The organism is Halorubrum sp. CSM-61 (genome assembly GCF_003781945.1).
Taxonomy (GTDB): Archaea; Halobacteriota; Halobacteria; order Halobacteriales; family Haloferacaceae; genus Halorubrum.
In genome coordinates this window covers 291,955-317,488 of the sequence record NZ_RJJW01000002.1, presented here as the reverse complement: position 1 = coordinate 317,488, position 25,534 = coordinate 291,955, and the positions used below count along the sequence as shown (strand labels likewise).

Here is a 25,534-nt window from a genome sequence, read left to right as displayed (position 1 = left end):
CCGTTGGGGGTTCGGCTACCGACCCACGGAGGCAACTTGCGGGTTCGTGCGCACTTCTTTGGGACTTTCGTGAGGGTGTGGTTTCCCCGACCGGTCGTGGTCGTCCCACTCGAATCGCACGGGCCGTGCCATCGGCCTGATTTCGGTATCGCTGTTTTCTCGAAGGAACGTCTCTGACGCCGTGAGGTCGGCGTGCCCCTCGAAGCCACATGGACACGTCAGCGTATCCTCGTGGCGAACCGTCTTCTCGTGGTCGCCACACTCGGGACACGTCTGACTCGTCCACGCTTCCGACTCGGCTTCAAGGCTGATGCCGTACTCCTCACAGACACACGCGAGACGGTGGATGAACTTCTTGAACGCCCAGAAGTTGTGCGTCTTCCCGTTCACCCTGACCGACCAGTGCGTTTCCAGCACGTCTGTCAGGTCGCCCACGTACACCGTCGCCACGCCCTCGTCGTACAGCCGTTCAACGAGATCGCGCACCAACGCGTTCTGTGCGTGGTCACGCCGTTTCGTCCGCTGTCGGTACAGCCGTCGAATCCGATTTGAGGAGTAGCGACCCTCTCGGAGTTTCGACTGTAGGCGGGCGATTTCGTCGGTCGTCTCGCGGAACCGTCCGAACAACTCCCGTCCGTCGTAGAGGTACTGGTTCCCAGTAGTCGTGGAACAGGCGACGACTCGCGTGACTCGTTGCGTTGCTCAGTCGTTCGCTTCGCTCACTCCTTGCGATACTTAGGTCGTCAGGCTTCGCCCTCGCGGCGGGGCGAGAGCGAAGCTCTGCTTGAAACCGGCGGCCCCTTTGAGTCCCACCCAGCCCCGCACAGCACCACTGGAAGACGGTCACGCGGTTTCACCGCGTGAGCAAGCGAGACCGGAGGTCTCGCCCTGGTCCTGCTCGCTCACTCCGTTCGCTGCGCGGGCTGCGACTTCCACGCTCCCGCTCACTCCTGTCGGTCGCCCGCGGGACCGCAGCCTCACGCCTCCCCAGCCTTGTCGCTGGCGCCGATGGCGCCAGCGACTCCCTCGCGCGGCGCTCCTCGCACCCAAAGGGTGCTCGGAGGCGCGCGCCACCGCATTCGTCGGTTCGCGTGTCCGCGTCGCTGCTCCCCGCCGCTCCCCGGACGAAAACGTTTCCCCGCCTCCCCGCGAGGCTCTCCGTATGCGCATCGCCGTCCCCAACAAGGGCCGCTTACACGATCCGACGCTCTCGCTGTTAGAGCGCGCGGGGCTCCACGTCGAGGAGACCGCCGACCGCCAGCTGTACGCCGACACCGTCGACCCCGACGTGTCGATCCTCTTCGCTCGCGCGGCCGACATCCCCGAGTACGTCCGCGACGGCGCGGCGGACGTCGGGATCACGGGTCTCGATCAGGCCGCGGAGTCCGGCGGCGTCGCCGACTCCGCGAGCGAGGCGGGTGACGACGACCTCGTCGACCTTCTCGATCTGGGGTACGGCTCCTGTAAGCTCGTCCTCGCGGCGCCGGAGGACGGCGACATCTCGGTCGTCGGGGACCTCGCCGGCGGCACGGTCGCCACCGAGTTCCCGGCGGTCACCCGCGACTACCTCGACCGGGTGGGGGTCGACGCCGACGTGGTCACCGTGACGGGCGCGACGGAGCTCACTCCCCACGTCGACATGGCCGACGCCATCGTCGACATCACCTCCACGGGGACGACGCTGAAGGTGAACCGCTTGGCCGTCATCGACGACGTGCTCGACTCCTCCGTGCGGCTGTTCGCGCGCTCGGACGTGGTCGACGACCCGAAGGTGACGCAGGTGCTGACCGCCTTCGAGTCCGTGCTCGCGGCCGACGGGCGCCGGTACCTGATGATGAACGCCCCGAAAGAGCGGCTCGACGAGGTGAAAGAGGTGATCCCCGGGCTCGGCGGGCCGACCGTGATGGACGTCGAGGCCGACGAGGACGGCAACGGCATGGTCGCGGTCCACGCCGTCGTCGAGGAGCGCGACGTGTTCGCGACGATCTCGGAGCTGAAGGCGGTCGGCGCGACCGGCATCCTCGTCACCGAGATCGAGCGGCTCGTCGAGTAGGGACGAGGGGGAACCGGAGTCTCAGTCGCGGTCGGTCTCGATGAGCGCCTCCTTCTCGGCGCGCGACAGAGATTTGATCGCGTGTTCGCGGGACATCGCCGCCGACCGCGACTCGAACGACTCGACGTGGCGCAGGGTCACCGGGGTCCGCCCGCGGGTGTACTTGGCGCCCTCGCCGGCGTCGTGCTCGGCGACGCGCCGCTCCACGTCGGTGGTGTAGCCGGTGTAGAGCGTGCCGTCGGCGCACTCGATGACGTACACGTAGTGGGACGACTCCCGACTCGGCGTCGACACGCCACCGGCTCGGCGCGACGGAAACGAATAGCTGCCGGTCTCGCTCGCGCTCGGCTTCGCGGCGGGATCGGCGCGTCAGTCTCCGGTGCCGGCGCGGTCCCGGGAGACCTCGGCGATCCCGGCGTTCGCGGAGCAGTCCGGACAGGCGTTCAGGTCGCCGTGCTCGTCTGCGAACACGCGCGCGAAACGGTCCGAGACGTGCGACCCGCAGTGGTCACATCGTGGCATTTGGTACCGGCTTTCACCGGCGACCGATCGTAGGCGTTCGACGAACAAATACCCTTTCTCACCCCCGTCAGATTCCGGAAAATCACTTATAAACGCTACCGAATTCGGGCGTCACCCCGGCGGTCGCTCGCGCTCGACAGTCGCTCAGAGCCGTCGCTCGGAGCTGACAGTCACTCGGACCCGGCCGCGTCGACCGCCCGAGCGATCAGCCCCGCCTGCGCGCCGGCGACGAAGCCGGCGTCGACGTTCACCGTCGTGAGCACCGAACAGGACTGGAGCGCGCCCTCCAGCGCCGCGACGCCCTCGCCGCCGACGCCGTAGCCGGTCGAGACCGGGAGCGCGATCACCGGCGCGGCGACGAGCCCCGCGACGACGGTCGGCAGCGCCCCCTCGCGGCCGGCGGCGACCACGACAACGTCCGCCTCGCGGATCCGGTCGCGCTGGTCCAAGATCCGGTCGAGGTTCGCGACCCCCACGTCGTCGATCCGGTCGATCGTCGCGCCGATCTCGCGGGCGACGACCGCCGCCTCCCCCGCGACCGCCGCGTCCGCGGTGCCGGCCGCGACGACCGCGACGGTCGCGTCGAGGTCCGGGCGCTCGAAGTCGCCGGCGTGGACGACGACGGTGCCGGTCCGCTCGTCGTGGTCAACGGTCGCGCTCAGTTCGCCGTCGGCGTCGGGGCCCGGCGTGAACGCCGTCCGGATCGCGGCCGCGTCGTCGGCGTCCGTCCGCGTGACGAGCGCCCGACCCGTCGTCTCCACCGCGGTCGTCGTCAGCGCCGCGACCTCCGCGGGCGTCTTCCCCTCCGCGAGGATCGCCTCCGGGATCCCGCGCCGTCCTTCACGCGCGGCGTCGAACCGACCCGCCGCCGTGGTCGCGTAGCCAGCGAGCCGTGACTCCGCCTCCGCGACGCCGATATCCCCGGCGTCGAGCGCCTCGAGCGTGTCGCGCATGGTCGCTCGTGGGGGCCGAACGGTGTCATACCTATCGATCTCCACCGATCTCGGCGCCGATCGCCTCTCGCTCTCACAAAGTTTATAAGGGAGCGCTCCGGTACATCGCCGCGAACCGCCCGCACGGCCTCCCTCGCGGGCGAATTCAGGAACTCTTATTAACTGTCGATGGATAGCGTCGAGCGCATGGCAGACCTTATTGTCAAAGCGGCCGTCAAGGAAGCCCTGGACGACAAGAACGTCGCTTCGGACTTCTACGACGCGCTGGACGACGAAGTGGACGAGCTGCTCGAAGACGCCGCGCGCCGCGCCGAGGCCAACGACCGGAAGACGGTCCAGCCTCGCGACCTCTAAGACGGACGCGCTTTCCGCTCTTCATTTTTTGTGCACCCGCCGATCGGCGAGCGACGCGTCCGCCGGTCCGCCGGTCCGCCGGTCCGCCGGTTCGCCGACTCCTCACCGCCTCGCGACCCGCACGCCCGTTTCCGTCCCGACGTGGACCTCGTCCGCGAGCCCGACGAAGATCCCGTGCTCGACGACGCCGGGCGTCGTCGCCAGCCTCGTCGCCAGCGCGTCCGGGTCGTCGATCTCGCCGAACGCGCAGTCGAGCACGAGGTTCCCGTTGTCCGTGACGACCGGTCCGTCCTTCCGCTCCGCGCGCCGCAGAGTCGGCTCGCCGCCGGCCGCCCGGACCGCCTCAGCGACGGCAGATCGACCGGCTGAGAGCACCTCTACCGGTACGGACCGGTCGAGGAGCGGCGTCTCCTTCGAGGGGTCGGCGACGACGAGGAAGCGATCGGCCGCCGCGTCGACAAGCTTCTCGCGGGCGTGGGCGGCGCCGCCGCCTTTTATCAGGGCGCCGACGCCGATGTCTGCCGCGTCGCTCCCCGTTTCGTCGCCCTCCCCGCCGACCGCGACCTGATCCGCCCCGTCGATCGCCACGTCGATCCCCGGCGCGTCGGGGCCGACCGCTTCGTCGAGGTCGAGCAGGGGGATCCCGCAGTCGGCGGCGAGCTCGCGGCTCGCGAAGGAGGTGGCGACGCCCCTGACGTCCAGGCCCGAGTCGACCCGGTCACCGAGCCGTCGGATCGCGTGGGCCGCCGTCGAGCCCGTGCCGAGGCCGACCACGTCGCCGTCGGCGACCGCCTCGGCCGCCGACTCGCCCGCGCGTCGCTTCGCCGCGTCGCTGCCGCCGCTCGTCTTCATGAAGTCGAGTGCGTGCGGGGCCGTTGAAAAGGCGTCGGGGTCGGGGAGCGAGCCGGCACGCGACGGCGGGCTCACTCCAGCCGGTCTAACACCGCCTCGGCCTCGTAGGCCAGAGTGAGCTCCCGCGAGCGCCCGCGGCCCTCCACCTCGGCGTACTCCGCGTCGATCACGCCGAGCTGGTCGAGCTTGTTGATGATCTCCGAGTAGCGGGTGTAGCCGAGGCCCGTCTCCTCGTGGAACGCCTCGTACACCGCCCCGGCGCGCTCGCCGTCGTTCTCGGCGAGCACGCGGACGAGGGCGCGCTCGGAGTCCGAGAGCCCGCGGAGCGACCGCGAGAGGTGGACGTGTTTGGACTTGTCGTACGCCGACTCCACGTCCTCCTCGGCGATCGTCTTCGACGCGCGCATCTCCGCGTTCAGCCCCGCCCGACGCAGGAGGTCGATCCCGACCCGCAGGTCGCCGCTCTCGGCGGTGAGGTCCGCGACGCGCTCAAGCTCGGCGTCGCCGATGACGCCGTCGTGGAACCCGCGTTTCGCGCGCTCGGAGAGGATGTCGTAGATCTCGGTGGCGTCGTAGACGGGGAAGTACACCTCCTCGGGCCGGAAGACGGACTGGACGCGGGTGTCGAGGTCGTCGATCACGTCGAGGCCCAGATCGGAGGAGACGACGATGACGCCGATCTTCGCGCCGGAGTGCGCCTCGTGGGCGCGCAGAAGCGAGTAGAGGGTGTCGGACGCCTCGTTCTCGTAGAAGAGGTAGTTCACGTCGTCCAAGGCGACGACGAGCACGTCGTCCTCCTCGACGAGGCGGTCGGTGATCTGCCCGAACAGCTTCTTGAAGGAGATCCCGGAGGAGGGCGGCTCGTAGTCGAAGATGCCCTCGAACAGCCGGGAGAAGACGGCGTACCGCGTCGAGTCCACCTGACAGTTCACGCGGACGGTTCGCACGTCGGTCCGGGCGCCGAGCTCGCCGAACAGCTTCTGGACCGCGGTGGTCTTCCCGGTGCCGGGCGGGCCGCGCACCATCGTGTTGAGCGGGCGGGAGCCGCGGACGGCGGGGCGGAGCGCGTACTTCAAGCTCTCGAGCTGGCTCTCGCGGTGGCGGAACGTCTCGGGGACGTGGTCGATCTCGAACACCGACTCGTCGCGGAACACCGACTCGTCCCACGAGAGCATGTCGCCGCCGGCGTCCCCGGTCATGTGAACACCACGACAGGCCGCCCACTTAACCGTTGCCCGCGGGAACGGTGTAACTGAAACTTGTCGTCTGCGACGCTCAACCGCCGGGTATCGGCGGCCGATCGTTCACTCTCGGGACGGTGGAACCGGCTCGGTTCCCCGGTGATTCCCCGCGATCGACGATCACTCCCGATCGAGCACGAGGACGTGCCGAGTGAGCGACCGGTGAACTCGGCGCTCGAAGGCGGCGTCGACCCCCCAGCCGGCCGTCCGGGCCTCCCCGCGCCAGTCGCGGTCCGCGATCACGACGGCCCGGGGCGCGACCCGGGCGGCCTCCGCGAGCGCGCCCCCCACGAGGTCGGCGAGCTCGTGGCGGGCGATCTTCGACTGGCGGCCGTACGGGGCGTCGAACGCGACCCCGTCGACGGCGTCGTCGCGCAGGGGGAGAGCGGTGGCGTCGCCGCGGACGACGTGCCAGTCGGGGACGGAGCCGTCGGAGGCGGCACCCACGTACTCCCGGAGGTTCTCGCGCGTCCCGCGGACCATCTTCGCCTGGGCGTCGCACGCGACCGCGCCGCTCCCGACGATCCCGGCCTCCAGCGGGAGCCCGCCGGTGCCGCACATCGGGTCGAGGACGGTCCGCCCGGGCGCCGCCCCGGCGAGGTTGGCGTACGCCCGGGCGTCGGCGGGCGCCATGCTCCCCGGCTGGAAGAAGGGGCGGTCGGTCGGCTTCGGCGCGAAGTCGCGGGCGGCCTCGACGGCGACCCACCCGAGCGCGCAGACCGCGGCGTCGCCGCCGTCCGCGCCCGGGACCGCCTCGTGCTCGTCGCGCTCGCCGGCCGCGAACAGCGCGCGCAGGACGTGGTCGGGGTCGTCGAGGTCGACGTCGAACCCGCGGTCGACGAGGACGCCGCCCAGCTCGCGCTCGGCCGCGCTCGTCGACACGTCGGTGGTGTTCCGGACGTTGCGGGCGCGGACCGCGACGGCGCCCGATCGGTCGAGCGGCGCCGCGTCGAGGGCCGCCGCGGCGGCGTCGATCTCGGCGTCCGTCCGGGCGATCGCCTCGTGGGCGGCGCGGGTGTAGGCGAGGCGGCGGACCGGGCTCTCCCGACTGCCGGCGCTTCCTACGCCGTCGACGCTCTCTCCGTCGCCAGCGCTGTCCCCGCGACCGACGCTCCCGGCGCGCGCGACCCCCGGCGCGAGCAGCTCCACGCCCGTCGCCGCGACGGCGGCCTCGCGGGCGGCGAACGCGTCCTCCTCGCCGGCGAGTTCGAGCCAGTACACGCCGCGGAGTCGGGTCGCCGGTCGCAAGAGGATAGCGGTTCCGACCAGCCACCTTTTTACGTGCTTCAAGTGTGTAGTGAAGTAGAAATGGCCGATCCGAAGGAGACGATCACGATAGAGAACGTCGTTGCCTCCACGGGGATCGGGCAGGAGCTCGATCTCCAGAGCGTCGCGATGGACCTGGAGGGCGCCGACTACGATCCGGAGCAGTTCCCCGGCCTCGTCTACCGCACCACGGACCCGAAGTCGGCCGCGCTGATCTTCCGGTCCGGGAAGATCGTCTGTACGGGCGCGAACTCCATCGAGGCCGTCCACGAGAGCCTCGCGATCGTGTTCGACGAGCTCCGCAAGCTCCAGATCCCGATCGAGGACCCGGAGATCACGGTCCAGAACATCGTCACCTCCGCCGACCTCGGCGAGAGCCTCAACCTCAACGCGATCGCGATCGGACTGGGACTCGAACACATCGAGTACGAGCCGGAGCAGTTCCCCGGCCTCGTCTACCGGATCGACGAGCCCGACGTGGTGGCGCTCCTGTTCGGCAGCGGGAAGCTCGTCGTCACGGGCGGGACGAGCCCCGACGACGCCGCGGCCGCCGTCGACGTGATCGTCGAGGAGCTGGACGGGCTCGGGCTGCTCGCCTGACGACGATATCGCCCGATCCGATTCCGCGACCACTTTTACCCGGCGTCCCGTAGTCGGCCCATGCTCCTGCAGACGGTGACGCCGGCGTCGGTGCTGGGGACGACCGTCCTGTTCGCGCTGTTCCTCTCCCTGACTGCCCACCTCGCCGCCCGGAACGTCCTCGGCGACGTGGACCCGCGCCGCGCGCTCTACGTCGGCCCGCTCCCCGCGGTGATCGGCGTCGTCGGCGGCGCCTTCGCCCTCCCCGAGGCGCTGATCGTCGCGGCCGCGCTCGTCGTCGACGCCGCCATGTTCGCGTGGAGCTACGACCAGCCGCGGCGGCTCGTCGTCGGGATGACCGTGATACACGCGGTGATCACGACGCTGCTCGGAATCGTGCTGCTCGGGGTCGCGGTGCTGCTCGCGGCGCGGCCGGGGTGAAGGAGGAGGGCGAGAGGTCGGTGGCGGCTCTCCCTCGCCGTCCCCGACTCACGGCTCCGGCGGTGCCCCGTCGTACGCGTCGTGGTCGCCGTAGAAGTTCAGCATCGCGAACTTCAGCTTCTTGGGGTCGATATCGAGCAGCTCCTCGCGCTCCTCCGGCGGGAACGCGCCGCGGACCGAGTACTTCCCCATGTCCGCCGACGTGTACCGGCGGTCCGCGAGGATCCGGACGCCGAAGTCCTCGGGGCCGCGGACGACGCGACCGAGCGCCTGTCGCGTCTTGCGGATCGTCGGGATCTCGACCGCGTACGCCCAGCCGGGATCGCGGGCGCGGTCGCGGTCGGCGAACGCCCGGTCGTAGGCGTCTTGGACCGCCTCCATCCGGTCCGAGAGGTGCGGGTACGGCACGCCCACCACCACCACCGTCCGGGCGTCGTCGCCGTCGAAGCTCACGCCCTCGGCGAGCGTCCCCCACAGCGACGTGAACAGCGTCGCGCCGTCGCTCTCGACGAACCGCCGGCGGAGGTCCTCCTCGTCCTCGCCCGGGCCGTCGAGGTAGAGTGTGCCGAGGCCGGCGCCCGCGAGCCCGCCGCCGGCGCCGGTGTCGCTTCCTCCCCCGCCGCCCGCCGACCCGCCGAGCCGCTCGTAGTAGCGCTCCGCCTCGGCGTAGGAGGGGAAGAAGGCGAGCGTGTTCCCCGGGGTGAATCGGACCGCGTCGCGCAGCAGCGACGCCACGGTCTCCTGCGTCTCCGGGTCGTTGCGCTCGGAGGCGAACAGCGGGGGCGTGTCGACCGCGAACGTCCGCCGGTTCTCCTCGGGGTACCCCATCTCGTACGCCAGCGACGCCACGTCCTCCAGGCCGAGCACGTCCTTCGTGACGTCGAAGGGGCGCAGCGTCGCGCTCATCAGCACCGAGGCGGCGACCTCGTCGAACAGCTCTCGGGTGACTCGACGGGGGATGCAGGTGTACAGCTCCGCGCGCCCGTACACCTCGTCGGTGGCGCCGTCGCGGCGCACGGAGACGACCGGGTACTGGCCCAGTTCGGTCCCCTCCTCCATCCACGTCGAGACGAACCGGGCGACCTGCAGGGTCTGACACTCCGTGCGGGTCGTGGTCTCGCCGTCCCGGTAGCGGCGCTCGTACTCCTCGTCGAGCGCCTGCCCGAGCTGGACGGCGAGCTCGGTCTCCGTGTCGATCCCCTTCCCCTCGTAGTTGCGGAGGAACGCGAGCGTGAGGTCGTCGCGGCGGTCGTCGTTGGCGATAGCGAGGTCCTCCCAGTTCTCGCCGACCGACTCGCGCTGCCCGACGCCGAGCGCGTCGTCGCGGGTCTCTACCAGCGCGTCGCGGAACGCCCGGACCACGTTCTCGGCCGCCTCGGCGCGGGAGTCGTCGCTCTCCGCGAGCTCCTCTACGGCGGCGTCGAGGGTGTTCTCGGTGAGGGTGCGGGTGGCGTGGTCGCGGGCGGCGTCCTCGACGTTGTGGGCCTCGTCGAAGACGGTGATTATCTCGGAGGGGTCGCGGTCGATCCACCGGAAGAACTGCTCGCGGATGTTCGGGTCCAGCAGGTGGTGGTAGTTACACACCACCAGATCGACGCCCTCCATCCCCTCCTTCAGCAGCTCGTAGCCGCACAACTCGCGCTCGTCCGCGTACGCGTACACGTCCTCGGGGGTGCGAACGTCCTCGAACAGCCAGCCGAAGAACTCGTCGGTGTCCTCGACGAGGTTGTTCCGGTAGTGGGCGCAGACGTTCGCGGTCTCGTACTCGTCGATATCGTCTTCTAACTCGTCGAGCTCCTCCATGACCGACTCGCGGGCCTCGGCGGCCCCCGCGTCGCCCTCGCGGCTCTCGGCCAGCAGCTCGCGCTGGCGGGCCTCCAGCTCGCGGACCTCGCTCTCCGTCTCCACCATCTCGCGGGTGGTGTCCCGGAGGGTCTGACACTCCTGGTAGTCGACGTCGATGTGGCACATGCTCGATTTGCCCTTGAACACGACCGCGCGGATCGGCTCCTCGCGGGTGATCGCGCGGGCGTCCTCGACGAACTGCCGCATCTGCTGGTGGACGTTGGTCGTGATCACGACCGTGCGGTCGTGCTCGCGGGCGTGTTCCAGGGCGGGCACGAGCGCGGAGAGGGTCTTCCCCGTCCCGGGCGCGCCCTCGAACAGCACGTCCTGTCCGCGGTCCAGGGCGTTGGCGATCCTGCCCATCGCCTCGCGCTGGTTCGGGTACGGCTCCTCGTACGGGAAGAACCGGAGATGCGGCGACTCTGACACGGGACGAGGTTCGTCGCCATCGGCTAAAAGGGGTCGGGTGCCGGAGCGGAAGTGGTCGACCGGCCCGACAGGAATGGTAATTCCGTGCCAGTAGTAACAGTAGGCGAAAACATCTTCCGGGAACGTGCGCCCGAGACGCACACTACCGGCAGCTATTACCGGTTGTCGGGTGAGTATAGTTCACACATGGCAACCAAAACTGCGACAGCGACCGACGTATCGACCGAGACCGGGAACTGGAAGGCCGGCGTGGCCGGCGGGCTCGGTGGGGGCCTCATCTTCGGCGCGATGATGTCGGTGATGACCCCCGGCGTACTGGAGATGGCGATCCCGGCGATGTACGGTATCGAGGGCCCCGCCGGCGCCGTCGGCTGGGCGGTCCACATGTCTCACAGCGCGGTCATCGGTCTCGTGTTCGCCGCGGTCGCGGATCTGAGGCCGGACCTCAGCGACTCGCTGGGATCGAGTCTCGCCATCGGTGCGGCCTACGGCCTCCTCGTGTGGGTCGCGCTCGCGGTGATCGTGATGCCGATCTGGTTGAGCGCCGTCGGGTTCCCGGGCGCGCCGCCGCTGCCGAACGTCGGCGTCGAGAGCCTCGTCGGCCACGTCGTCTACGGGACGGTCCTCGGCGGCGTCTACTCGGTGGTCACGAACTGAGACTCCGCGGTACCCCGCTTTTTAAGCCGTCAGCGACGAGCACCGTAGCAACCAATGTTCGACGAGATCCTCGAGAAGTTCGAGGGGTCACCCAGCCAGCAGGCGGTGATCCGGCTGTTCTTAGAGCGCGGCTTCTCCGTCAACGAGGAGGGACGGGTCGTCTCCGGCGGGATCGAGATCCCCTACACCGGGATCGCGCGCGAGCTCGACGTCGACCGGCGCGTCGTCGACTCGACGACCGACGCGATCTTGGCCGACCCCGAGCTGAAACGCATCTTCACCAACATCTCGTCGGTGCCAAGCCTGATGGATCTCGCCCCGGTGCTGGATCTCACGGTGCTCACGATCGAGGTCGCGGCCGCCGACGAGGCCGGGATCGTCGCTGAGGTGACCGGAATCTTGGCGGATCACGGCGTCTCGATCCGACAGGTGCTGAGCGAGGACCCGGAGTTCACCGACGACCCGAAGCTGTACGTGATCACCGACGCCGACCTCTCCGGCGACCTGCTCGTCGAGATACGCGATCTGGCGTACGTCCGGCGCGTCGGGTTCTGAGACGACTGGGCGAGAGCGCGGGGAGCGCCGCCGCCGATCGGCGAGACGATCAGTTCCGCCCCGTCGGCGCACCGCCGAATTCGTACTACGTCTTATATACGGTACCGAGCCATTCCGGAGCGCCGTTCCCGCCCGGTTTTCACTTTCACTCGGGTGTAAACCAGTCTTTATACCGGATGGCGAACAAGGGACGTGTACATGCCAGAAGACGAACTCGAGGACCTCCCCGGAGTCGGCCCCGCCACCGCAGACAAGCTCGTCGAGAACGGGTTCGAGAGCTACCAGTCGATCGCGGTCGCGAGCCCCGGCGAGATGTCGAACACCGCCGACATCGGCGAGTCGTCGGCCAGCGACATCATCAACGCCGCCCGCGACGCCGCCGACGTCGGCGGCTTCGAGACGGGCGCGAGCGTGCTGGAGCGCCGACAGGAGATCGGGAAGCTCTCGTGGCAGATCGACGAGGTCGACGACCTGCTCGGCGGCGGCATCGAGACGCAGTCGATCACCGAGGTGTACGGCGAGTTCGGGTCCGGGAAGTCGCAGGTGACCCACCAGATGGCGGTCAACGTCCAGCTCCTGCCGGAGAACGGCGGGCTCGACGGCGGCTGCATCTTCGTCGACACCGAGGACACGTTCCGCCCGGAGCGGATCGACGACATGGTCCGCGGGCTCGACGACGAGATCCTCGCCGAGGAGATGGAGCGTCGCGAGATCGAGGGCACGCCGAGCGACGAGGAGGCGATGGAGGAACTGATCGAGGCCTTCTTAGACCAGATCCACGTCGCCAAGGCGTTCAACTCCAACCACCAGATCCTGCTGGCCGAGAAGGCCAAGGAACTGGCGGGCGAGCACGAGGAGGGCGAGTGGCCCATCCGGATCGTCTGCGTCGACTCGCTGACGGCCCACTTCCGCGCGGAGTACGTCGGGCGGGGCGAACTAGCCGAGCGACAGCAGAAGCTCAACAAACACCTCCACGACCTGATGCGGATCGGCGATCTGTTCAACACCGCCATCCTCGTCACGAACCAGGTCGCCTCCAACCCCGACTCCTACTTCGGCGACCCGACGCAGGCGATCGGCGGGAACATCCTCGGACACGCCTCCACGTTCCGGATCTACCTCCGGAAGTCGAAGGGCGACAAGCGGATCGTCCGCCTCGTCGACGCGCCGAACCTCGCCGACGGCGAGGCCGTGATGCGCGTGCAGGGCGAAGGGCTGAAGCCGGAGTAACCCGGTCCGATCCGTCGTTCGACTCCCCGGAACCCGCCGATACGAACACGAGTTCGCGGCTCGATCGCCGGATCACGAACTAGATCGCGTATCCGGTTGACAAACGCAAACTTCCTCTCGAAGCGCCCGAAACCCGCGATATCGGGTGTTTGACGCCACAACGCCGGTTTCGTCCGGAAACCCGCGCGGCAAGAATCGCCAGCACTGACCGCGCGCGGTGCTGTGGCACCCCAAATCCGCCCCTCTATCGAATATACTCAATTATATTACAAAACGCTCGTCCGATTCGGTCGCAAGGATTGCGAGAAATGAGCCGAGAATATATCCTTATACACCATGGATACGTCCTTATATCTGACATTCTCCGTATTATTAAGAAGATTTTTTGTGAATCTCAACTCAAACGTTTATATGTTCCTGTTCCCCGTTATCGGAACGTGATTCAGCACATGAACACGGATGAAATGCGCTGTTCGAAAGACGAACGTTCAGTTGAGGTGGTCGAAGCGTGACGACCGGCGTACTCGCGAGCATCGACCCGAGCGTCCTCGCGGAGGGCGTGAACCTGATGTGGGTCGCCGTGGTCTGTTTCCTGATCTTCTTCATGCACGCCGGCTTCGCGATGCTCGAAGCGGGGCAGGTACGTGCGAAGAACGTCGCGAACCAGCTCACGAAGAACCTGCTGACGTGGGGCGTCGGCGTCCTCGTGTACTTCCTGATCGGCTTCGGGATCGAAGGCGTCGCGAGCGGCGGCGGGTTCTCCCCGGCGTCGGCCCTCAGCGACGGCGGGTGGGTCAACAGCTGGCTGTTCGGCGCCGTCTTCGCGATGACGGCGGCGACGATCGTCTCCGGCGCGGTCGCCGGCCGCGCGAAGCTCCGCGCGTACGTCGCGTACACGATCGCCATCTCGGCGGTCATCTACCCGGTCGTCGCGGGCATCACCTGGGGCGGCGGCTTCCTCGGCGGCGCCGGGCTCGGCTTCACCGACTTCGCGGGCGGGATGATCGTCCACGGCGTCGGCGGCATCGCCGGCCTCACCGCGGCGTACATGCTCGGGCCGCGCATGGACCGCTACGCCGAGGACGGCTCCACGAACGTCATCCCCGGTCACTCGATGACGTTCGCGGTGCTCGGTACCCTCATCCTGGCGTTCGGCTGGTACGGCTTCAACGTCGGGACGACCGCGACCGTCTTCTCGGTCACGGAGTCCGGCGAGCTCGCGCTCGGTGGCTACGCCGCGGTCGGCCGCGTCGCCCTGACGACGACGCTCGGCATGGGCGCCGGGGCCGTCGGCGCGGCGCTCGGCTCGATGTACCTCACGAAGAAGGTCGACACCCTGTACGTCGCAAACGGCGTCCTGGCGGGGCTCGTCGCCGTCACCGGCACCGCCAACGCGATCACCTGGTGGGGCGCCGTCCTCGTCGCGCTGATCTGCGGCCTCCAGCTCCCGCTCGTGTTCGAGTTCGTCTCGGACAAGATGAAGATCGACGACGTGTGCGCGGTCTTCCCGGTTCACGGCTCCGCTGGCGTCATCGGCGTCCTCGCGCTGCCGTTCGTCCACGTCGACGGCTTCTCGATGGACCTGCTCGTCTCGCAGGTGATCGGCGTCGCCGTCATCACCGCGTGGACGGTCGTCGCGACCGGCGTGGTGTTCGGCGCGTTCAAGGCCGCCGGTCAGGCCCGCGTCACCCCCGACCACGAGCGCGACGGGCTCGACGTCAGCGAGCACGGCGTCGAGACGTACCCCGAGTTCGGCAAGGCGAACGTCGCGACGGACGGCGGTCCCTCCGTCGTCGACACTACCGACGAGTCCCCGCGCGCCGACGGCGGCGAGGAGGCGGGCTCGGAGATCAAGATGGTCACGGCGGTCGTCCGCCCGGACAAGCTCGGGGCCATCAAGCAGTCGCTCGCGGAGATCAACGCGCCCTCGCTCACCGTGACGAACGTCTCGGGCCGCGGCAGTCAGCCCGCGAAGACGGGCCAGTGGCGCGGCGAGGAGTTCACCGTCGACCTCCACCAGAAGGTGAAGATCGACGTGGTCGTCGCCGACATCCCGGCCGACGAGGTCGCGGACGCGATCGCCGGCGCCGCCAAGACCGGCGAGCCGGGCGACGGCAAGGTGTTCATCATGCCGGTCGAGGACGCGCTGCAGGTCCGCACCGGCACGACCGGTCCGGAGGCGGTGTAGGCTCCGGTAGCGACGGAACCGACCGCGAAATCGGAATTCGACGGGAGCGACTCCCTCCCGACGCGCGATTTTTCACCTGACGCTGCGACCCCGAGCGGCGGCGGGCGACGCGAAACCCGCCGGTCCGGCGTCGGTCTCGCCGCCCGGTTCGGCAACTACTTTCAGCCCTCCCGACCAACCGATCGGTATGAACCACGAGCGCTCCCGCGGGCTGTACGACCGCGCGCTGTCGGTCATGCCCGGCGGCGTCAACTCCTCCGTCCGAGCGACGATGCCGCACCCCTTCTTCGTCGAGCGCGGCGACGGCGGCCACGTGATCGACGCCGACGGCAACCGGTACGTCGACTGGGTGATGGGGTACGGACCGCTCCTGTACGGCCACGACCTCCCGGAGCCGGTCGAGGCGGCCATCCAGTCGCACGCGTCGGCGGGGCCGATGTACGGCGCGCCCACCGAGATCGAGGTCGAACACGCGGAGTTCGTGGCGCGACACGTCCCGAGCGTGGAGTCGATCCGGTTCGTCAACTCCGGCACGGAGGCGACCGTCTCGGCGGTACGACTCGCGCGCGGCCACACCGGTCGCGACAAGATCGTCGTCATGCAGGGCGGCTACCACGGGGCACAGGAGTCGACGCTCGTGGAGGGGTCGGCCGACGACCCCCGCCCCTCGACGAAGGGGGTCCCGGCGGAGTTCGCCGAGCACACCCTCCCGGTCCCCTTCAACGACCCGCAGGCGGCGAAGGAGGTGTTCGCGGAGCACGGCGACGACATCGCGGCGGTCCTCGTCGAGCCGATCCTGGCGAATATGGGCATCGTCGCCCCGATCGACGGCTACCACGAGACGCTGCGGGACCTGTGTGACGACCACGGATCGCTGCTGATCTTCGACGAGGTGATCACCGGGTTCCGCGTGGGCGGGCTCGGCTGCGCCCAGTCGAAGTTCGGCGTCACCCCCGACGTGACGACGTTCGGCAAGATCGTCGGCGGCGGGTTCCCGGTCGGCGCGATCGGCGGGAAAGCGGAGATAATCGAGGATTTCACGCCCGCCGGCGACGTGTTCCAGTCCGGGACCTTCTCCGGGCATCCGGTGACGATGGCGGCCGGCAAGGCTACCCTGGAGTACGCCGCCGAGAACGACGTGTACGAGCACGTCAACCGCCTCGGCCGGAAGCTCCGCGAGGGGATCGCCGAGATCTGCGCGGAGCGCGCGCCCGAGTACACCGTCGTCGGTACCGACTCGATGTTCAAGACGGTCTTCACCCGCGAGGCGCCCGACGACCCGGACGCCTGCTGTCCCGGCGGCTGTCGGCAGGACCCCGACTGCGACCGCTACGACGCCTGTCCGAAGAACGGCGCCGACGTCGCCCGCGCCGCCACCGACCGGTGGGAGCGCGTGTTCTGGCAGGAGATGAAAGACCGGGGCGTGTTCCTCACCGCCAACCAGTTCGAGTGTCAGTTCACCTCCTACGCGCACACGGAGGAGGACGTGGAGAAGACGCTGGCGGCGTATCGGGAAGCGCTGTAGGGCGACGCCGTAGCCGCCGCCTCCGGCCGGCAAACGTTGCGATCGGCCGTTAGGTGCGGAATCTTTTTATACTGAAACTCGGGTAGGTACACGTGATGACCGCGGAGGCTCGTCTCGACGCCGCCCTTATCCGAGGCCGACGAGCCCCGCGACCGCGACGAGGCGTCCGACCGCCGCGACCGGCTTCCGGCGCGGCGCGACGACCGGCCCCTTCGGGCCAATAACTTCCTTCCTCGTCGCGTTCGCGCCGTTCCGTTCCGGAGAGTGACAGCTACGTCGTCGGATAGCGTCGCCGCCGCCAATTCCTTCCAATATCTAAAGCGGTGAATTTAAGAGGTATAGGCCGTTTTACTCCGGTAATGGCAACCGTTGCACTCGCGTTCAGTGGGGGACTCGACACGACCGTCTGCGTGCCGCTCCTGAAGGAGGAGTACGGCTACGACGAGGTCATCGGCGTCAACGTCGACGTCGGGCAGCCGACCGAGGAGTTCGACGAGGCCGAGGAGACCGCGGAGGCGCTCGGGCTCGACATCCACGTCGTCGACGCGAAGGCGGAGTTCGCGGACCTGTGTTACGACGCGGTGAAGGCGAACGCGACGTATCAGGGCTACCCGCTCGGCACCGCCCTCGCGCGCCCCGTCATCGCCGAGGCGATCCTCGGCGTCGCCGAGGAGCAGGGCTGTGACGCCATCGCGCACGGCTGTACGGGGAAGGGGAACGACCAGCTCCGGTTCGAGGCCGTCTGGCGCGGCTCCGACCTGGAAGTGATCGCGCCCGTCCGCGAGCTCGGTCTCACCCGCGAGTGGGAGATCGACTACGCCGCCGAGAAGGACCTGCCCGTCGAGGCCGGCGACGGCGGCGTCTGGTCCATCGACGAGAATATCTGGTCGCGCGCGGTCGAGGGCGGCGAACTGGAGGACCCGAACTACGAGCCCCCGGAGGACATCTACGAGTGGACCGCGGAGCCGGAGGGCGAGACCACCATCGAGGTGGCCTTCGAGGAGGGCGTCCCCGTCGCCGTCGACGGCGAGGAGATGGACCCCGTCCCGCTCATTCAGCACCTCAACGAGTACGCCGGCGGCTACGGGATCGGCCGCACCGACGTGATGGAGGACCGCATGCTCGGGCTGAAGGTGCGCGAGAACTACGAGCACCCGGCCGCGACCGTCCTGCTCACGGCCCACCAGGCGCTCGAAGACCTCGTGCTCACGAAGAACGAGCGTTCCTTCAAGAAGGGGATCGAGCAGGAGTGGTCCGAGAAGGCGTACCAGGGGCTCGTCTTCGCCCCGGTCGTCGACGCGCTCGACGCGTTCATCGACGAGACGCAGGACGTGGTGACGGGGACGGCGACGGTGAAGGTCTCCGGCGGGAACTGCCGCGTCGTCGCCCGCGACTCCGAGTACGCCGTCTACTCCGAGGAGATGGCCTCGTTCAACACCGAGGACGTGGCCGGCATCGCACAGGAGGACGCCACGGGCGTCGCGAAGTACCACGGGCTGCAGGAGCGCCTCGCGAACGACGTGAAGGAGTCGGTCTCGAAGCCCGAGCTGGCGACGGACGGCTCCGGCGAGACGGACGGAATCGACGCCGACCACAGCTAGATGACCGACGACGACCCCGGCACGGCGGCGGACGCCGACGCGGACGACGAGGCGGGCGCCACCGGCACGGCCGTCCGCCGCGACCGCTTCAGCGGCGGCCCCGCCCGCGAGTTCCTGTCGAGCCTCGCCGCCGACGCGGCGATCTTCGAAGCGGACCTCGCGGTCGACCGCGCGCACACGGTGATGCTCGCCGAGCGGGGGATCGTCGACGGCGCGGTCGCCGGCGAGATCCTCGGGGCGCTCGACGACGTGGAGGCGGCCGGCCACGGCGAACTCCCCGACGGAGAGGACGTTCACGAGGCGATCGAGACCGCCGTCATCGACCGGATCGGCCCGGACGGCGGCCGGATGCACACCGCCCGCTCGCGCAACGACGAGGTGGCGACGTGCATCCGGTACCGCCTGCGGGGGGACCTGCTCGCGGCCGCCGAGGCCACGGTCGCGCTCCGCGAGGCGCTCGTCGAGGTCGCGAGCGAGCACGCGGAGACCGCGATGCCCGGCTACACCCACCTCCAGCCGGCCCAGCCGACGACGGTCGCGCACTACCTCCTGTCGTACGAGGGCGGGGTCGCCCGCGACACCGAGCGCCTGCTCGACGCGTACGACCGGGTCAACCTGTCTCCGCTCGGCGCGGCGGCGTTCGCGGGGACGCCCTTCGATATCGACCGCGACCGCACCGCGGAGCTGCTCGGGTTCGACGGGACCGTCCGGAACTCGACCGACGCGGCGTCGGCGCGCGACTTCCTCGCGGAGGGGTCGACCGCGTGCGCGACGCTCGCGACGACGCTGTCGGGGCTCGCCGAGGACCTCATCCTCTTCTCGAACAAGGGGTTCGTGGAGCTGTCGGACGCGTACTCCTCCACCTCCTCGATCATGCCCCAGAAGAAGAACCCGGACACGCTGGAGCTGACCCGCGGCGTCGCCGGCGACGCGATCGGCGAGGCGACCGGAACGCTGAGCCTGCTGAAGGGGCTCCCCCGCGCGTACAACCGCGACCTCCAGCGCGCCCACGCGGGCGTGTTCGAGATCGCCGACGACGTGCGCGAGGCGACGGCGGTCGCCGCGGGCGCGGTCGCGACCGCCGACTGGGACGAGGCGGCGCTCGCGGACGCCGCGGGCGAGGGGTTCTCGACGGCGACGGGCGTGGCCGACCTGCTCGCGATGAGCGGGCTGCCCTTCCGGACCGCCCACGAGATCGTCGCGACCGCCGCCGAGACCGTCTCCGACGGCGACTCGCCGGCCGCCGCGGCCGCAAAAGTTGACGAGGCCACTCGAAAGGTGACGGGCGAGCCCCTCTCGGCGCACGTGAGCCGGGAGGACGTGGAGTCCGCGCTCGATCCCGCCGCCAGCGTCGCGAGTCGCGACTCCGCCGGCGGACCCGCTCCCGAGGCGGTCGCCGACGAGCTCGCGACCGCGGAGGCGGGGATCGAGGCCGACGACGCGGCGCTGGCCGACGAGCGGGAGTCGCTCGCGGCGGCGGCGGAGCTGCTGGACGCGGAGGTGGACTCGTATGCGTGAGCCGCCGGTCCGCGCGGGCGATCCGACGACCCGACGACTGCGACTGCGACGGCGGCGACCACCGCGACGATCGGTGCCGTCGACGGTCGACCCGCGACCGCCGACGACGCCGCCGTCCCCGCGAGGGGACACACTAACTATTGAAATCTGACATCGGATTTCACACGGCGTTCGTACGACCGATTTTCGTCCGTTAGCGGCTAGTCTATTTATTGTAAACTGAATTACAAGTCCGAAGGGTTTATGCGGGTTCACGGCCCAGTAGGAGGTACGATGACGAGCGACACTGACCCGGTGATGGCAGAGGACCCGATCACGGGCGAGGAGATCGAACTTCCGGCCGACGTCGAGGTCGGCGAGATCATCGACAGCCCGGTCACCGGGACCGAGCTGGAGGTCATCTCGCTGGACCCCGTCGTGTTGGAGGAGGCCCCCGAACTCGAGGAGGACTGGGGCGAGTAGATGGCGACGACCGCCACGACCGCGACACGCGAGTGGTCGACATGCAAATAGGGATCCTCTACTCGCGGATCCGGAAAGACGAGAAGCTGCTGCTCGGCGAGCTCCGCGAGCGCGGCCACGAGGTCACCAAGATCGACGTCCGCAAGGAGCGGTTCGGGCTGGAGTCGACCACGGCCGACGTCGCCGACCTCGATCTGGTCGTCGACCGCTGTCTGTCGACGAGCCGGTCGCTGTACGCGACGCAGTTCCTCGACAGCTACGGTGTCCCCGTGATCAACTCCCCGGAGACGGGCGACGTCTGCGCCGACAAGGCGAAGAACTCGCTCGCGCTCGCCGAGGCCGAGATCCCGACTCCGGCGACCGAAGTGACGTTCACGAAGGAGGCCGCGATGGAGTCGATCGAGGAGTTCGGCTACCCCTGCGTGCTCAAGCCCGTCGTCGGCTCGTGGGGCCGGCTGATGGCGAAGATCGACACGCGGAACGCCGCGGAGGCGATCTTAGAGCACAAGGAGACGCTCGGCCACTACGAGCACAAGGTGTTCTACATCCAGGAGTTCGTCGACAAGCCCGGCCGCGACATCCGCGCGCTGGCGGTCGACGGCGAGCCGGTCGCCGCGATGACCCGGTCGTCAGACCACTGGCTCACGAACGCCGCGAAGGGCGGCGAGACGGAGTCGTTCGACCTCGACGACCGCGCGCTCGATCTGGTCGAGCGCGCCTCGGAGGCGGTCGGCGGCGGCATGCTCGGCGTCGACCTGATGGAGGTCGGCGGGACAGGCTCCGGCGAGTACACCGTCCACGAGGTGAACCACACGGTCGAGTTCAAGGCGCTCGACTCGGCCACCGACGTCGACGTGCCCGCGAGGGTCGTCGACTGGCTGGAGGCGAAGGCGGCCGCGGCGGCCGACGACGCCGCCGGGGACGACGACGCCACGGAGGCGAGCGCATGAGCGCCGACCACGAGGCCGACTCGACGACCGACGAGACGTACACCGCGAGCGTCGTCGGCGGCACCGGATTCACCGGCGGCGAGCTGTTGCGGATCCTCTCGGGCCACCCCGCCTTCGACGTGGTGCAGGCCACGTCGCGGTCGGCCGACAACATGACGGTCGGTCGCTCGCACCCGAACCTGCGCGGGCTCGACCTGCGCTTCTCGGACCCCGACGATCTGGCGTCGGTCGACGTGCTGTTCTCGGCGACGCCGCACGGCGTCTCGATGGGGCGGATCGACGAGTACTTCGAGGCCGCCGACACGGTCGTCGACCTCTCGGCGGACTTCCGCCTGCCCGAGGCGGAGCTGTACGACGAGTGGTACGACGGCCACGAGTCGCCCGAGTACTTAGAGCGCGCGGAGTACGCGCTCCCCGAGCTCAACCGCGAGAACCTCCCCGGCGCCGACCTGATCGCGGGCGGCGGCTGTAACGCGACCGCGACGATGCTCGGGCTGAAGCCCCTCGTCGACGCGGGCGCGCTCGGCCCCGACACCGGCGAGGTCGTCGTCGACGTGAAGGTCGGTTCCTCGGAGGGCGGCGCCGGCGGCGGCGCGGCCTCCTCGCACCCGGAGCGGTCGGGCGTCGTGCGCCCGTACGCGCCCACGAGCCACCGCCACGAGGCGGAGATCGGCGCGTACCTCGGGCTCGACGTCTCCTTCACCGTCCACGCGGTCGAGATGGTGCGCGGCGCGAGCGCGACCTGCCACGTCTTCCCCGACGAGCCCGTCTCGAAGGCGGACCTGTGGCAGGCGTACCGCGGCGCCTACGCCGACGAGCCGTTCATGCGGATCGTCTCCGGCGGGGGCGGCGTCTACCGCTACCCCGAGCCGAAGGCGGTCGCCGGCACCAACCACGGCGAGGTCGGCTTCGAGCTCGACCCCGGCAACCGGCGTATCGTCGTCTTCTCGGCGATAGACAACATGATGAAGGGATCCGCCGGACAGGCGGTCCACGCGGCGAACGTCGCGCTCGGGCTGCCCGAAGAGGCCGGCCTGGAGTTCCAGGGGCTCCACCCCGTGGGGTCGCCATGAGCGACGAGCGGTCGGCCGGCGCGGGCGAGCACTCCGACCCCGCCGACGAGCCGCCCGTGGTCGTCAAGATCGGCGGCGCGAAGGCGGTCGATCCGGCCGGCGCGGTCGGCGACGTGGCCCACCTCGCCGCCAACGGGCGCGAGGTCGTCGTCGTCCACGGCGGCTCCACCGTCGTCGACGAGACCATCGAGCGGCTCGGCATGGAGCCCGAGTACGTCGAGTCCGCCTCCGGCGTCACGGGCCGGTTCACCGACGCCGAGACGATGGAGGCGTTCACGATGGCGATGGCCGGCAAGCTCAACACCGAGCTGACGGCGCGGTTCCGCGAGGCCGGCGTCGACGCGGTCGGGCTGAGCGGCGTCGACGGCGGGCTCCTCTCGGGGCCGCGCAAGTCGGCGGTCCGCGTGGTCGAGGACGGCAAGAAGAAGATCCGCCGCGGCGAGCACTCCGGCCGGATCGAGTCGGTGAACGCCGACCTCCTCTCCGGCCTCCTCGCCGACAGCTACACCCCCGTCGTCTCGCCCCCGATGGAAGGCAAAGAGAGCGACGGCGGCGTCACGCCCGTCAACACCGACGCGGACCGGGCGGCCGCCGCGGTCGCGGGCGCGCTCGACGCCGACCTCGTCCTGCTGACGGACGTGGCCGGCGTATACGCGGACCCCGACGACCCCGACACGCTGATCGAGTCGGCGGCGACGCCCGACGAGCTCGACGCGGTCGAGGCCGCCGCCGAGGGGTTCATGGGAAAGAAGGTGATGGCCGCGAAGGAGGCGCTCTCGGGCGGCTCCGGGCGCGTGATCGTTGCGGACGCCAACGTCCGCGACCCGATCGTCGCCGCGCTCGGCGGCGAGGGGACGACGATCGAACGCACCGCGATTGCAGAGCAGGCCGATACGGAGGGCGAGACCGCATGAGCGGCTTCGTCTTCTCCGAGAAGCCGATCGAGATCGCCTCAGGGAACGGTGTGACGCTCACCGACCCGAACGGGACCGAGTACCTCGACTTCGGCGCGAGCTACGCGTGCACGCCGGTGGGTCACTGCCACCCCGAGGTCGTCGACGCCGCGACGAGCCAGCTGGAGGAGCTCATGTACGTGCAGGCGTCGTACCCGCACGCGGCGCGGACGGCGCTGTACGAGCAACTGTCCGAGGCCGGACCGGGCGACGTGAACAACGTCTGGCTCTGTAACTCCGGCACCGAGGCCAACGAGGCCGCCCTGAAGTTCGCGCGCCACGCGACCGGCCGCGAGAAGATCGTCGCGACGACGCAGGGGTTCCACGGCCGGACGATGGGCGCGCTCGCGACCACCTGGAAGGAGAAGTACAAGCAGGGGTTCGAGCCGCTCGCCGGCGGCGTGGAGTTCGTCGAGTACGGCGACGCCGACGCGATGCGCGAGGCGGTCGACGACGAGACCGCCGCGGTGATATTAGAGCCCCTGCAGGGCGAGGGCGGGATCAACCCCGCCGCCACCGAGTACCTCGAGGCGGTCCGCGAGGCGACTGACGAGGCGGGGGCCGCGATGGTCTTAGACGAGATCCAGACCGGGCTCGGCCGCACCGGGTCGCTGTGGGCCGCCGAGAGACACGGCGTGGTGCCCGACGTGCTCACGACCGCGAAGGGGCTCGCCAGCGGGCTCCCGATCGGCGCGACGCTGTGCCGCGACTGGGTCGCCGAGGACGCCGGCAACCACGGCTCGACGTTCTCCGGCGGACCCGTCGTCTCCGCGGCCGCCGGAGCCACCCTCGACGTGATCGAGCGCGAGGACCTCCCCGCGCACGCCGCCGAGATGGGGTCGTACATCCGCGAGCAGATCGAGGAGCGCCTCGGCGACGACGTCCGCGACGTGCGCGGTGACGGCCTGATGATCGGCATCGAGGTGAAGCGCGGGTCGAACCGCCTGCTGCGCGACCTGGCAATCGAGCATCAGGTGCTCGCGCTGCCGGCGGGCCGCACCGTGTTGCGCCTGCTCCCGCCGCTGACGATCGAGCGCGAGCACGCCGACGCGGTCGTCGACGCGCTCGCGGAGGTGATCGGGTGATGTCGACCGGGACGGAGCGCGAGGCGGACGACGCCGACGACGCGGACGACACGGATACGACCGACGCGGCGACCGAGCCGGTCTCCGACGAGTCGTCCGCGGCCGGCACCGACGTGGTCGCCGGCGGCGGCTACCCCGAGGCCTGCGACACGCCGGCTCGGAAGCTGCTGTACGACATGGTGTCGATCCCCTCGCCCTCGGGCGAGGAGGAGCAGGCCGCGAAGCGCCTCGTCGACTTCTTCGAGGCCAACGGCCGGGAGGCGTGGATCGACGAGGTCGGCAACGTCCGCGCGCCCGCCAGCGACGCCGTCCTGCTGACCTCGCACGTCGACACCGTCCCGGGCGACATCCCGGTCGAGGTGAAGCCGGCGGCCGAGGACGACGAGGTCGGCGAGCCGGGCGAACCCGTGCTCTGGGGCCGCGGGACCGTGGACGCCACCGGCCCGCTCGTCGCGATGGCGGTCGCGGCGGTCCAGACGGGCGTCTCGTTCGTCGGCGTCGCCGGCGAGGAGACGAACTCGCGGGGCGCCCGCCACATCGTCGAGGACCGCGACGCGCCCGAGGCCGTGGTGAACGGCGAGCCCTCCGGCTGGGACGGCGTCACCCTCGGCTACCGCGGCTTCCTCGCGGGGACGTACGTGAACACGAGCGAGTCCGGCCACACCTCGCGGCCGGAGCCGAACGCGATCCAGCACGCGATCGACTGGTGGCACGGCGTCGAGGAGACCTTCGATCCCGCAGACGAGGACACGCCGGTCTTCGAGCAGGTGACGACCAAGCCCGTCTCGGTCGACGGCGGGCTCACCGACGACGGACTGGCGGTCGAGGCGACGATGGACGTGCAGCTCCGCGTCCCGCCGAACCGGACGGTCGACGAGATTCACGAGCTGGCCGAGACGGAGCTGTCGACCGGCTCGGTCCACTGGAAGGAGCCGATCCCGCCGGTGATGGAGAGCCCCCGCACGGAGCTGGCGCGGGCGTTCCGCGTCGCGATCCGCGGCGCCGGCGGCGACGTCCGCCTGCTGCGCAAGACCGGGACGAGCGACATGAACCTGTTCGCGGCCGCGTGGGACTGCCCGATGGTCACCTACGGCCCCGGGAACTCGGACCTCGACCACGCGCCCGACGAGCGGCTCCCCCTCTCGGAGTTGGACCGCGCGACGGCGGTGTTGAGCGACGTCTGCCGGGACCGACCGTAGGCG

Annotated in this window: 24 protein-coding genes and 1 pseudogene; 17 read left to right on the top strand and 8 right to left on the bottom strand. The window is 69.8% G+C overall.

All coding sequences use genetic code 11. The features are described 5' to 3' along the window. Positions 1–15: 15 nt before the first annotated feature. Positions 16–681 (bottom strand): annotated as a pseudogene (locus tag EDM04_RS04590) (RNA-guided endonuclease TnpB family protein); the annotation flags it as partial. A 481-nt stretch (positions 682–1,162) separates the two neighbouring features. Between EDM04_RS04590 and hisG the strand changes: the two are divergent. Then, on the top strand, positions 1,163–2,053 hold the full coding sequence (gene hisG, locus EDM04_RS04585) for an ATP phosphoribosyltransferase (RefSeq protein ID WP_123619974.1): 891 nt from the start codon (positions 1,163–1,165) through the stop codon (positions 2,051–2,053). A 21-nt stretch (positions 2,054–2,074) separates the two neighbouring features. On the opposite strand, the gene EDM04_RS04580 is transcribed toward hisG, so the two are convergent. The 3 genes from EDM04_RS04580 to larB all read right to left on the bottom strand — a co-directional run bounded on the left by EDM04_RS04580 (position 2,075) and on the right by larB (position 3,528). Then, positions 2,075–2,347 carry a GIY-YIG nuclease family protein gene (locus tag EDM04_RS04580; RefSeq protein WP_123619973.1) on the bottom strand — a complete coding sequence of 91 codons (273 nt, stop codon included), beginning with the start codon at positions 2,345–2,347 and terminating at the stop codon, positions 2,075–2,077. Positions 2,348–2,422: 75 nt separating this feature from the next. Beyond that, entirely contained in the window at positions 2,423–2,575 is a 153-nt protein-coding gene (locus tag EDM04_RS18435) for a hypothetical protein (protein WP_164471082.1), read from the bottom strand. A 170-nt stretch (positions 2,576–2,745) separates the two neighbouring features. Beyond that, complete coding sequence (gene larB / locus EDM04_RS04575) at positions 2,746–3,528, bottom strand: nickel pincer cofactor biosynthesis protein LarB (protein WP_123619972.1); 783 nt, start codon at positions 3,526–3,528, stop codon at positions 2,746–2,748. A gap of 186 nt (positions 3,529–3,714) precedes the next feature. Here larB and EDM04_RS04570 point away from each other — a divergent pair, with 186 nt between their 5' ends. Further along, entirely contained in the window at positions 3,715–3,882 is a 168-nt protein-coding gene (locus tag EDM04_RS04570) for a DUF1931 family protein (protein WP_004047560.1), read from the top strand. Positions 3,883–3,984: 102 nt separating this feature from the next. Here the strand turns inward: EDM04_RS04570 and rpiA are convergent, their stop codons facing one another. The 3 genes from rpiA to EDM04_RS04555 all read right to left on the bottom strand — a co-directional run bounded on the left by rpiA (position 3,985) and on the right by EDM04_RS04555 (position 7,196). Continuing rightward, entirely contained in the window at positions 3,985–4,734 is a 750-nt protein-coding gene (gene rpiA / locus EDM04_RS04565; protein ID WP_123620175.1) for a ribose-5-phosphate isomerase RpiA, read from the bottom strand. Between the two features lie 71 nt (positions 4,735–4,805). Further along, positions 4,806–5,933, bottom strand: coding sequence for an ORC1-type DNA replication protein (locus tag EDM04_RS04560; protein ID WP_123619971.1), 1,128 nt, complete (start codon positions 5,931–5,933; stop codon positions 4,806–4,808). Between the two features lie 162 nt (positions 5,934–6,095). Next, positions 6,096–7,196 carry a THUMP domain-containing protein gene (locus tag EDM04_RS04555; RefSeq protein WP_123619970.1) on the bottom strand — a complete coding sequence of 367 codons (1,101 nt, stop codon included), beginning with the start codon at positions 7,194–7,196 and terminating at the stop codon, positions 6,096–6,098. Positions 7,197–7,283: 87 nt separating this feature from the next. Between EDM04_RS04555 and EDM04_RS04550 the strand changes: the two genes are divergently transcribed. Together EDM04_RS04550 and EDM04_RS04545 are read left to right on the top strand one after the other, a co-directional pair. After that, the gene (locus EDM04_RS04550; protein ID WP_123619969.1) at positions 7,284–7,841 is read left to right on the top strand and encodes a TATA-box-binding protein; all 558 of its coding nucleotides are present in this window, start codon (positions 7,284–7,286) and stop codon (positions 7,839–7,841) included. Positions 7,842–7,901: 60 nt separating this feature from the next. Continuing rightward, positions 7,902–8,261: a hypothetical protein gene (locus tag EDM04_RS04545; protein ID WP_123619968.1), complete on the top strand. Its 360-nt coding sequence runs from the start codon at positions 7,902–7,904 to the stop codon at positions 8,259–8,261. Between the two features lie 48 nt (positions 8,262–8,309). Here the strand turns inward: EDM04_RS04545 and EDM04_RS04540 are convergent, their stop codons facing one another. Further along, positions 8,310–10,535 carry an ATP-dependent DNA helicase gene (locus EDM04_RS04540; RefSeq protein ID WP_123619967.1) on the bottom strand — a complete coding sequence of 742 codons (2,226 nt, stop codon included), beginning with the start codon at positions 10,533–10,535 and terminating at the stop codon, positions 8,310–8,312. Between the two features lie 186 nt (positions 10,536–10,721). Between EDM04_RS04540 and EDM04_RS04535 the strand changes: the two genes are divergently transcribed. The 13 genes from EDM04_RS04535 (at position 10,722) to EDM04_RS04475 (ending at position 25,531) form a co-directional block, all read left to right on the top strand. After that, complete coding sequence (locus EDM04_RS04535; protein ID WP_123619966.1) at positions 10,722–11,192, top strand: DUF6789 family protein; 471 nt, start codon at positions 10,722–10,724, stop codon at positions 11,190–11,192. A 54-nt stretch (positions 11,193–11,246) separates the two neighbouring features. Further along, a complete protein-coding gene (locus EDM04_RS04530) occupies positions 11,247–11,747 on the top strand; it encodes an ACT domain-containing protein (protein WP_123619965.1) in 501 nt (166 codons plus the stop codon). A gap of 198 nt (positions 11,748–11,945) precedes the next feature. Then, a complete protein-coding gene (radA, locus tag EDM04_RS04525) occupies positions 11,946–12,977 on the top strand; it encodes a DNA repair and recombination protein RadA (RefSeq protein ID WP_123619964.1) in 1,032 nt (343 codons plus the stop codon). Between the two features lie 508 nt (positions 12,978–13,485). After that, entirely contained in the window at positions 13,486–15,165 is a 1,680-nt protein-coding gene (locus EDM04_RS04520) for an ammonium transporter (RefSeq protein ID WP_123619963.1), read from the top strand. A 187-nt stretch (positions 15,166–15,352) separates the two neighbouring features. Beyond that, entirely contained in the window at positions 15,353–16,690 is a 1,338-nt protein-coding gene (locus tag EDM04_RS04515; RefSeq protein WP_123619962.1) for a glutamate-1-semialdehyde 2,1-aminomutase, read from the top strand. A 359-nt stretch (positions 16,691–17,049) separates the two neighbouring features. Next, on the top strand, positions 17,050–18,291 hold the full coding sequence (locus tag EDM04_RS04510) for an argininosuccinate synthase (RefSeq protein ID WP_123619961.1): 1,242 nt from the start codon (positions 17,050–17,052) through the stop codon (positions 18,289–18,291). Further along, the gene (gene argH, locus EDM04_RS04505; RefSeq protein WP_123619960.1) at positions 18,292–19,809 is read left to right on the top strand and encodes an argininosuccinate lyase; all 1,518 of its coding nucleotides are present in this window, start codon (positions 18,292–18,294) and stop codon (positions 19,807–19,809) included. 273 nt (positions 19,810–20,082) lie between these two features. Further along, positions 20,083–20,271: a lysine biosynthesis protein LysW gene (lysW, locus tag EDM04_RS04500; protein WP_004047516.1), complete on the top strand. Its 189-nt coding sequence runs from the start codon at positions 20,083–20,085 to the stop codon at positions 20,269–20,271. A 41-nt stretch (positions 20,272–20,312) separates the two neighbouring features. Beyond that, entirely contained in the window at positions 20,313–21,221 is a 909-nt protein-coding gene (gene lysX, locus EDM04_RS04495; protein WP_123619959.1) for a lysine biosynthesis protein LysX, read from the top strand. Then, positions 21,218–22,294, top strand: coding sequence for an N-acetyl-gamma-glutamyl-phosphate reductase (gene argC, locus EDM04_RS04490; RefSeq protein WP_123619958.1), 1,077 nt, complete (start codon positions 21,218–21,220; stop codon positions 22,292–22,294). Before lysX ends, argC begins: the two co-directional genes overlap by 4 nt. Further along, complete coding sequence (locus EDM04_RS04485; protein WP_123619957.1) at positions 22,291–23,208, top strand: acetylglutamate/acetylaminoadipate kinase; 918 nt, start codon at positions 22,291–22,293, stop codon at positions 23,206–23,208. Before argC ends, EDM04_RS04485 begins: the two co-directional genes overlap by 4 nt. Further along, entirely contained in the window at positions 23,205–24,332 is a 1,128-nt protein-coding gene (locus EDM04_RS04480; RefSeq protein WP_123619956.1) for an aspartate aminotransferase family protein, read from the top strand. The genes EDM04_RS04485 and EDM04_RS04480 overlap by 4 nt, the downstream gene beginning before the upstream one ends. Further along, positions 24,332–25,531, top strand: coding sequence for a [LysW]-lysine hydrolase (locus tag EDM04_RS04475; RefSeq protein WP_206424421.1), 1,200 nt, complete (start codon positions 24,332–24,334; stop codon positions 25,529–25,531). The genes EDM04_RS04480 and EDM04_RS04475 overlap by 1 nt, the downstream gene beginning before the upstream one ends. Positions 25,532–25,534 lie beyond the last annotated feature (3 nt).

Bases quoted from the DNA above. Each gene is read 5' to 3' on its own strand.
- hisG (WP_123619974.1), top strand. From the start codon at position 1,163: ATGCGCATCGCCGTCCCCAACAAGGGCCGCTTACACGATCCGACGCTC.
- EDM04_RS18435 (WP_164471082.1), bottom strand. From the start codon at position 2,575: ATGCCACGATGTGACCACTGCGGGTCGCACGTCTCGGACCGTTTCGCG.
- larB (WP_123619972.1), bottom strand. From the start codon at position 3,528: ATGCGCGACACGCTCGAGGCGCTCGACGCCGGGGATATCGGCGTCGCG.
- EDM04_RS04570 (WP_004047560.1), top strand. From the start codon at position 3,715: ATGGCAGACCTTATTGTCAAAGCGGCCGTCAAGGAAGCCCTGGACGAC.
- rpiA (WP_123620175.1), bottom strand. From the start codon at position 4,734: ATGAAGACGAGCGGCGGCAGCGACGCGGCGAAGCGACGCGCGGGCGAG.
- EDM04_RS04560 (WP_123619971.1), bottom strand. From the start codon at position 5,933: ATGACCGGGGACGCCGGCGGCGACATGCTCTCGTGGGACGAGTCGGTG.
- EDM04_RS04550 (WP_123619969.1), top strand. From the start codon at position 7,284: ATGGCCGATCCGAAGGAGACGATCACGATAGAGAACGTCGTTGCCTCC.
- EDM04_RS04545 (WP_123619968.1), top strand. From the start codon at position 7,902: ATGCTCCTGCAGACGGTGACGCCGGCGTCGGTGCTGGGGACGACCGTC.
- EDM04_RS04535 (WP_123619966.1), top strand. From the start codon at position 10,722: ATGGCAACCAAAACTGCGACAGCGACCGACGTATCGACCGAGACCGGG.
- EDM04_RS04530 (WP_123619965.1), top strand. From the start codon at position 11,247: ATGTTCGACGAGATCCTCGAGAAGTTCGAGGGGTCACCCAGCCAGCAG.
- radA (WP_123619964.1), top strand. From the start codon at position 11,946: ATGCCAGAAGACGAACTCGAGGACCTCCCCGGAGTCGGCCCCGCCACC.
- EDM04_RS04515 (WP_123619962.1), top strand. From the start codon at position 15,353: ATGAACCACGAGCGCTCCCGCGGGCTGTACGACCGCGCGCTGTCGGTC.
- EDM04_RS04510 (WP_123619961.1), top strand. From the start codon at position 17,050: ATGGCAACCGTTGCACTCGCGTTCAGTGGGGGACTCGACACGACCGTC.
- argH (WP_123619960.1), top strand. From the start codon at position 18,292: ATGACCGACGACGACCCCGGCACGGCGGCGGACGCCGACGCGGACGAC.
- lysW (WP_004047516.1), top strand. From the start codon at position 20,083: ATGACGAGCGACACTGACCCGGTGATGGCAGAGGACCCGATCACGGGC.
- lysX (WP_123619959.1), top strand. From the start codon at position 20,313: ATGCAAATAGGGATCCTCTACTCGCGGATCCGGAAAGACGAGAAGCTG.
- argC (WP_123619958.1), top strand. From the start codon at position 21,218: ATGAGCGCCGACCACGAGGCCGACTCGACGACCGACGAGACGTACACC.
- EDM04_RS04485 (WP_123619957.1), top strand. From the start codon at position 22,291: ATGAGCGACGAGCGGTCGGCCGGCGCGGGCGAGCACTCCGACCCCGCC.
- EDM04_RS04480 (WP_123619956.1), top strand. From the start codon at position 23,205: ATGAGCGGCTTCGTCTTCTCCGAGAAGCCGATCGAGATCGCCTCAGGG.
- EDM04_RS04475 (WP_206424421.1), top strand. From the start codon at position 24,332: ATGTCGACCGGGACGGAGCGCGAGGCGGACGACGCCGACGACGCGGAC.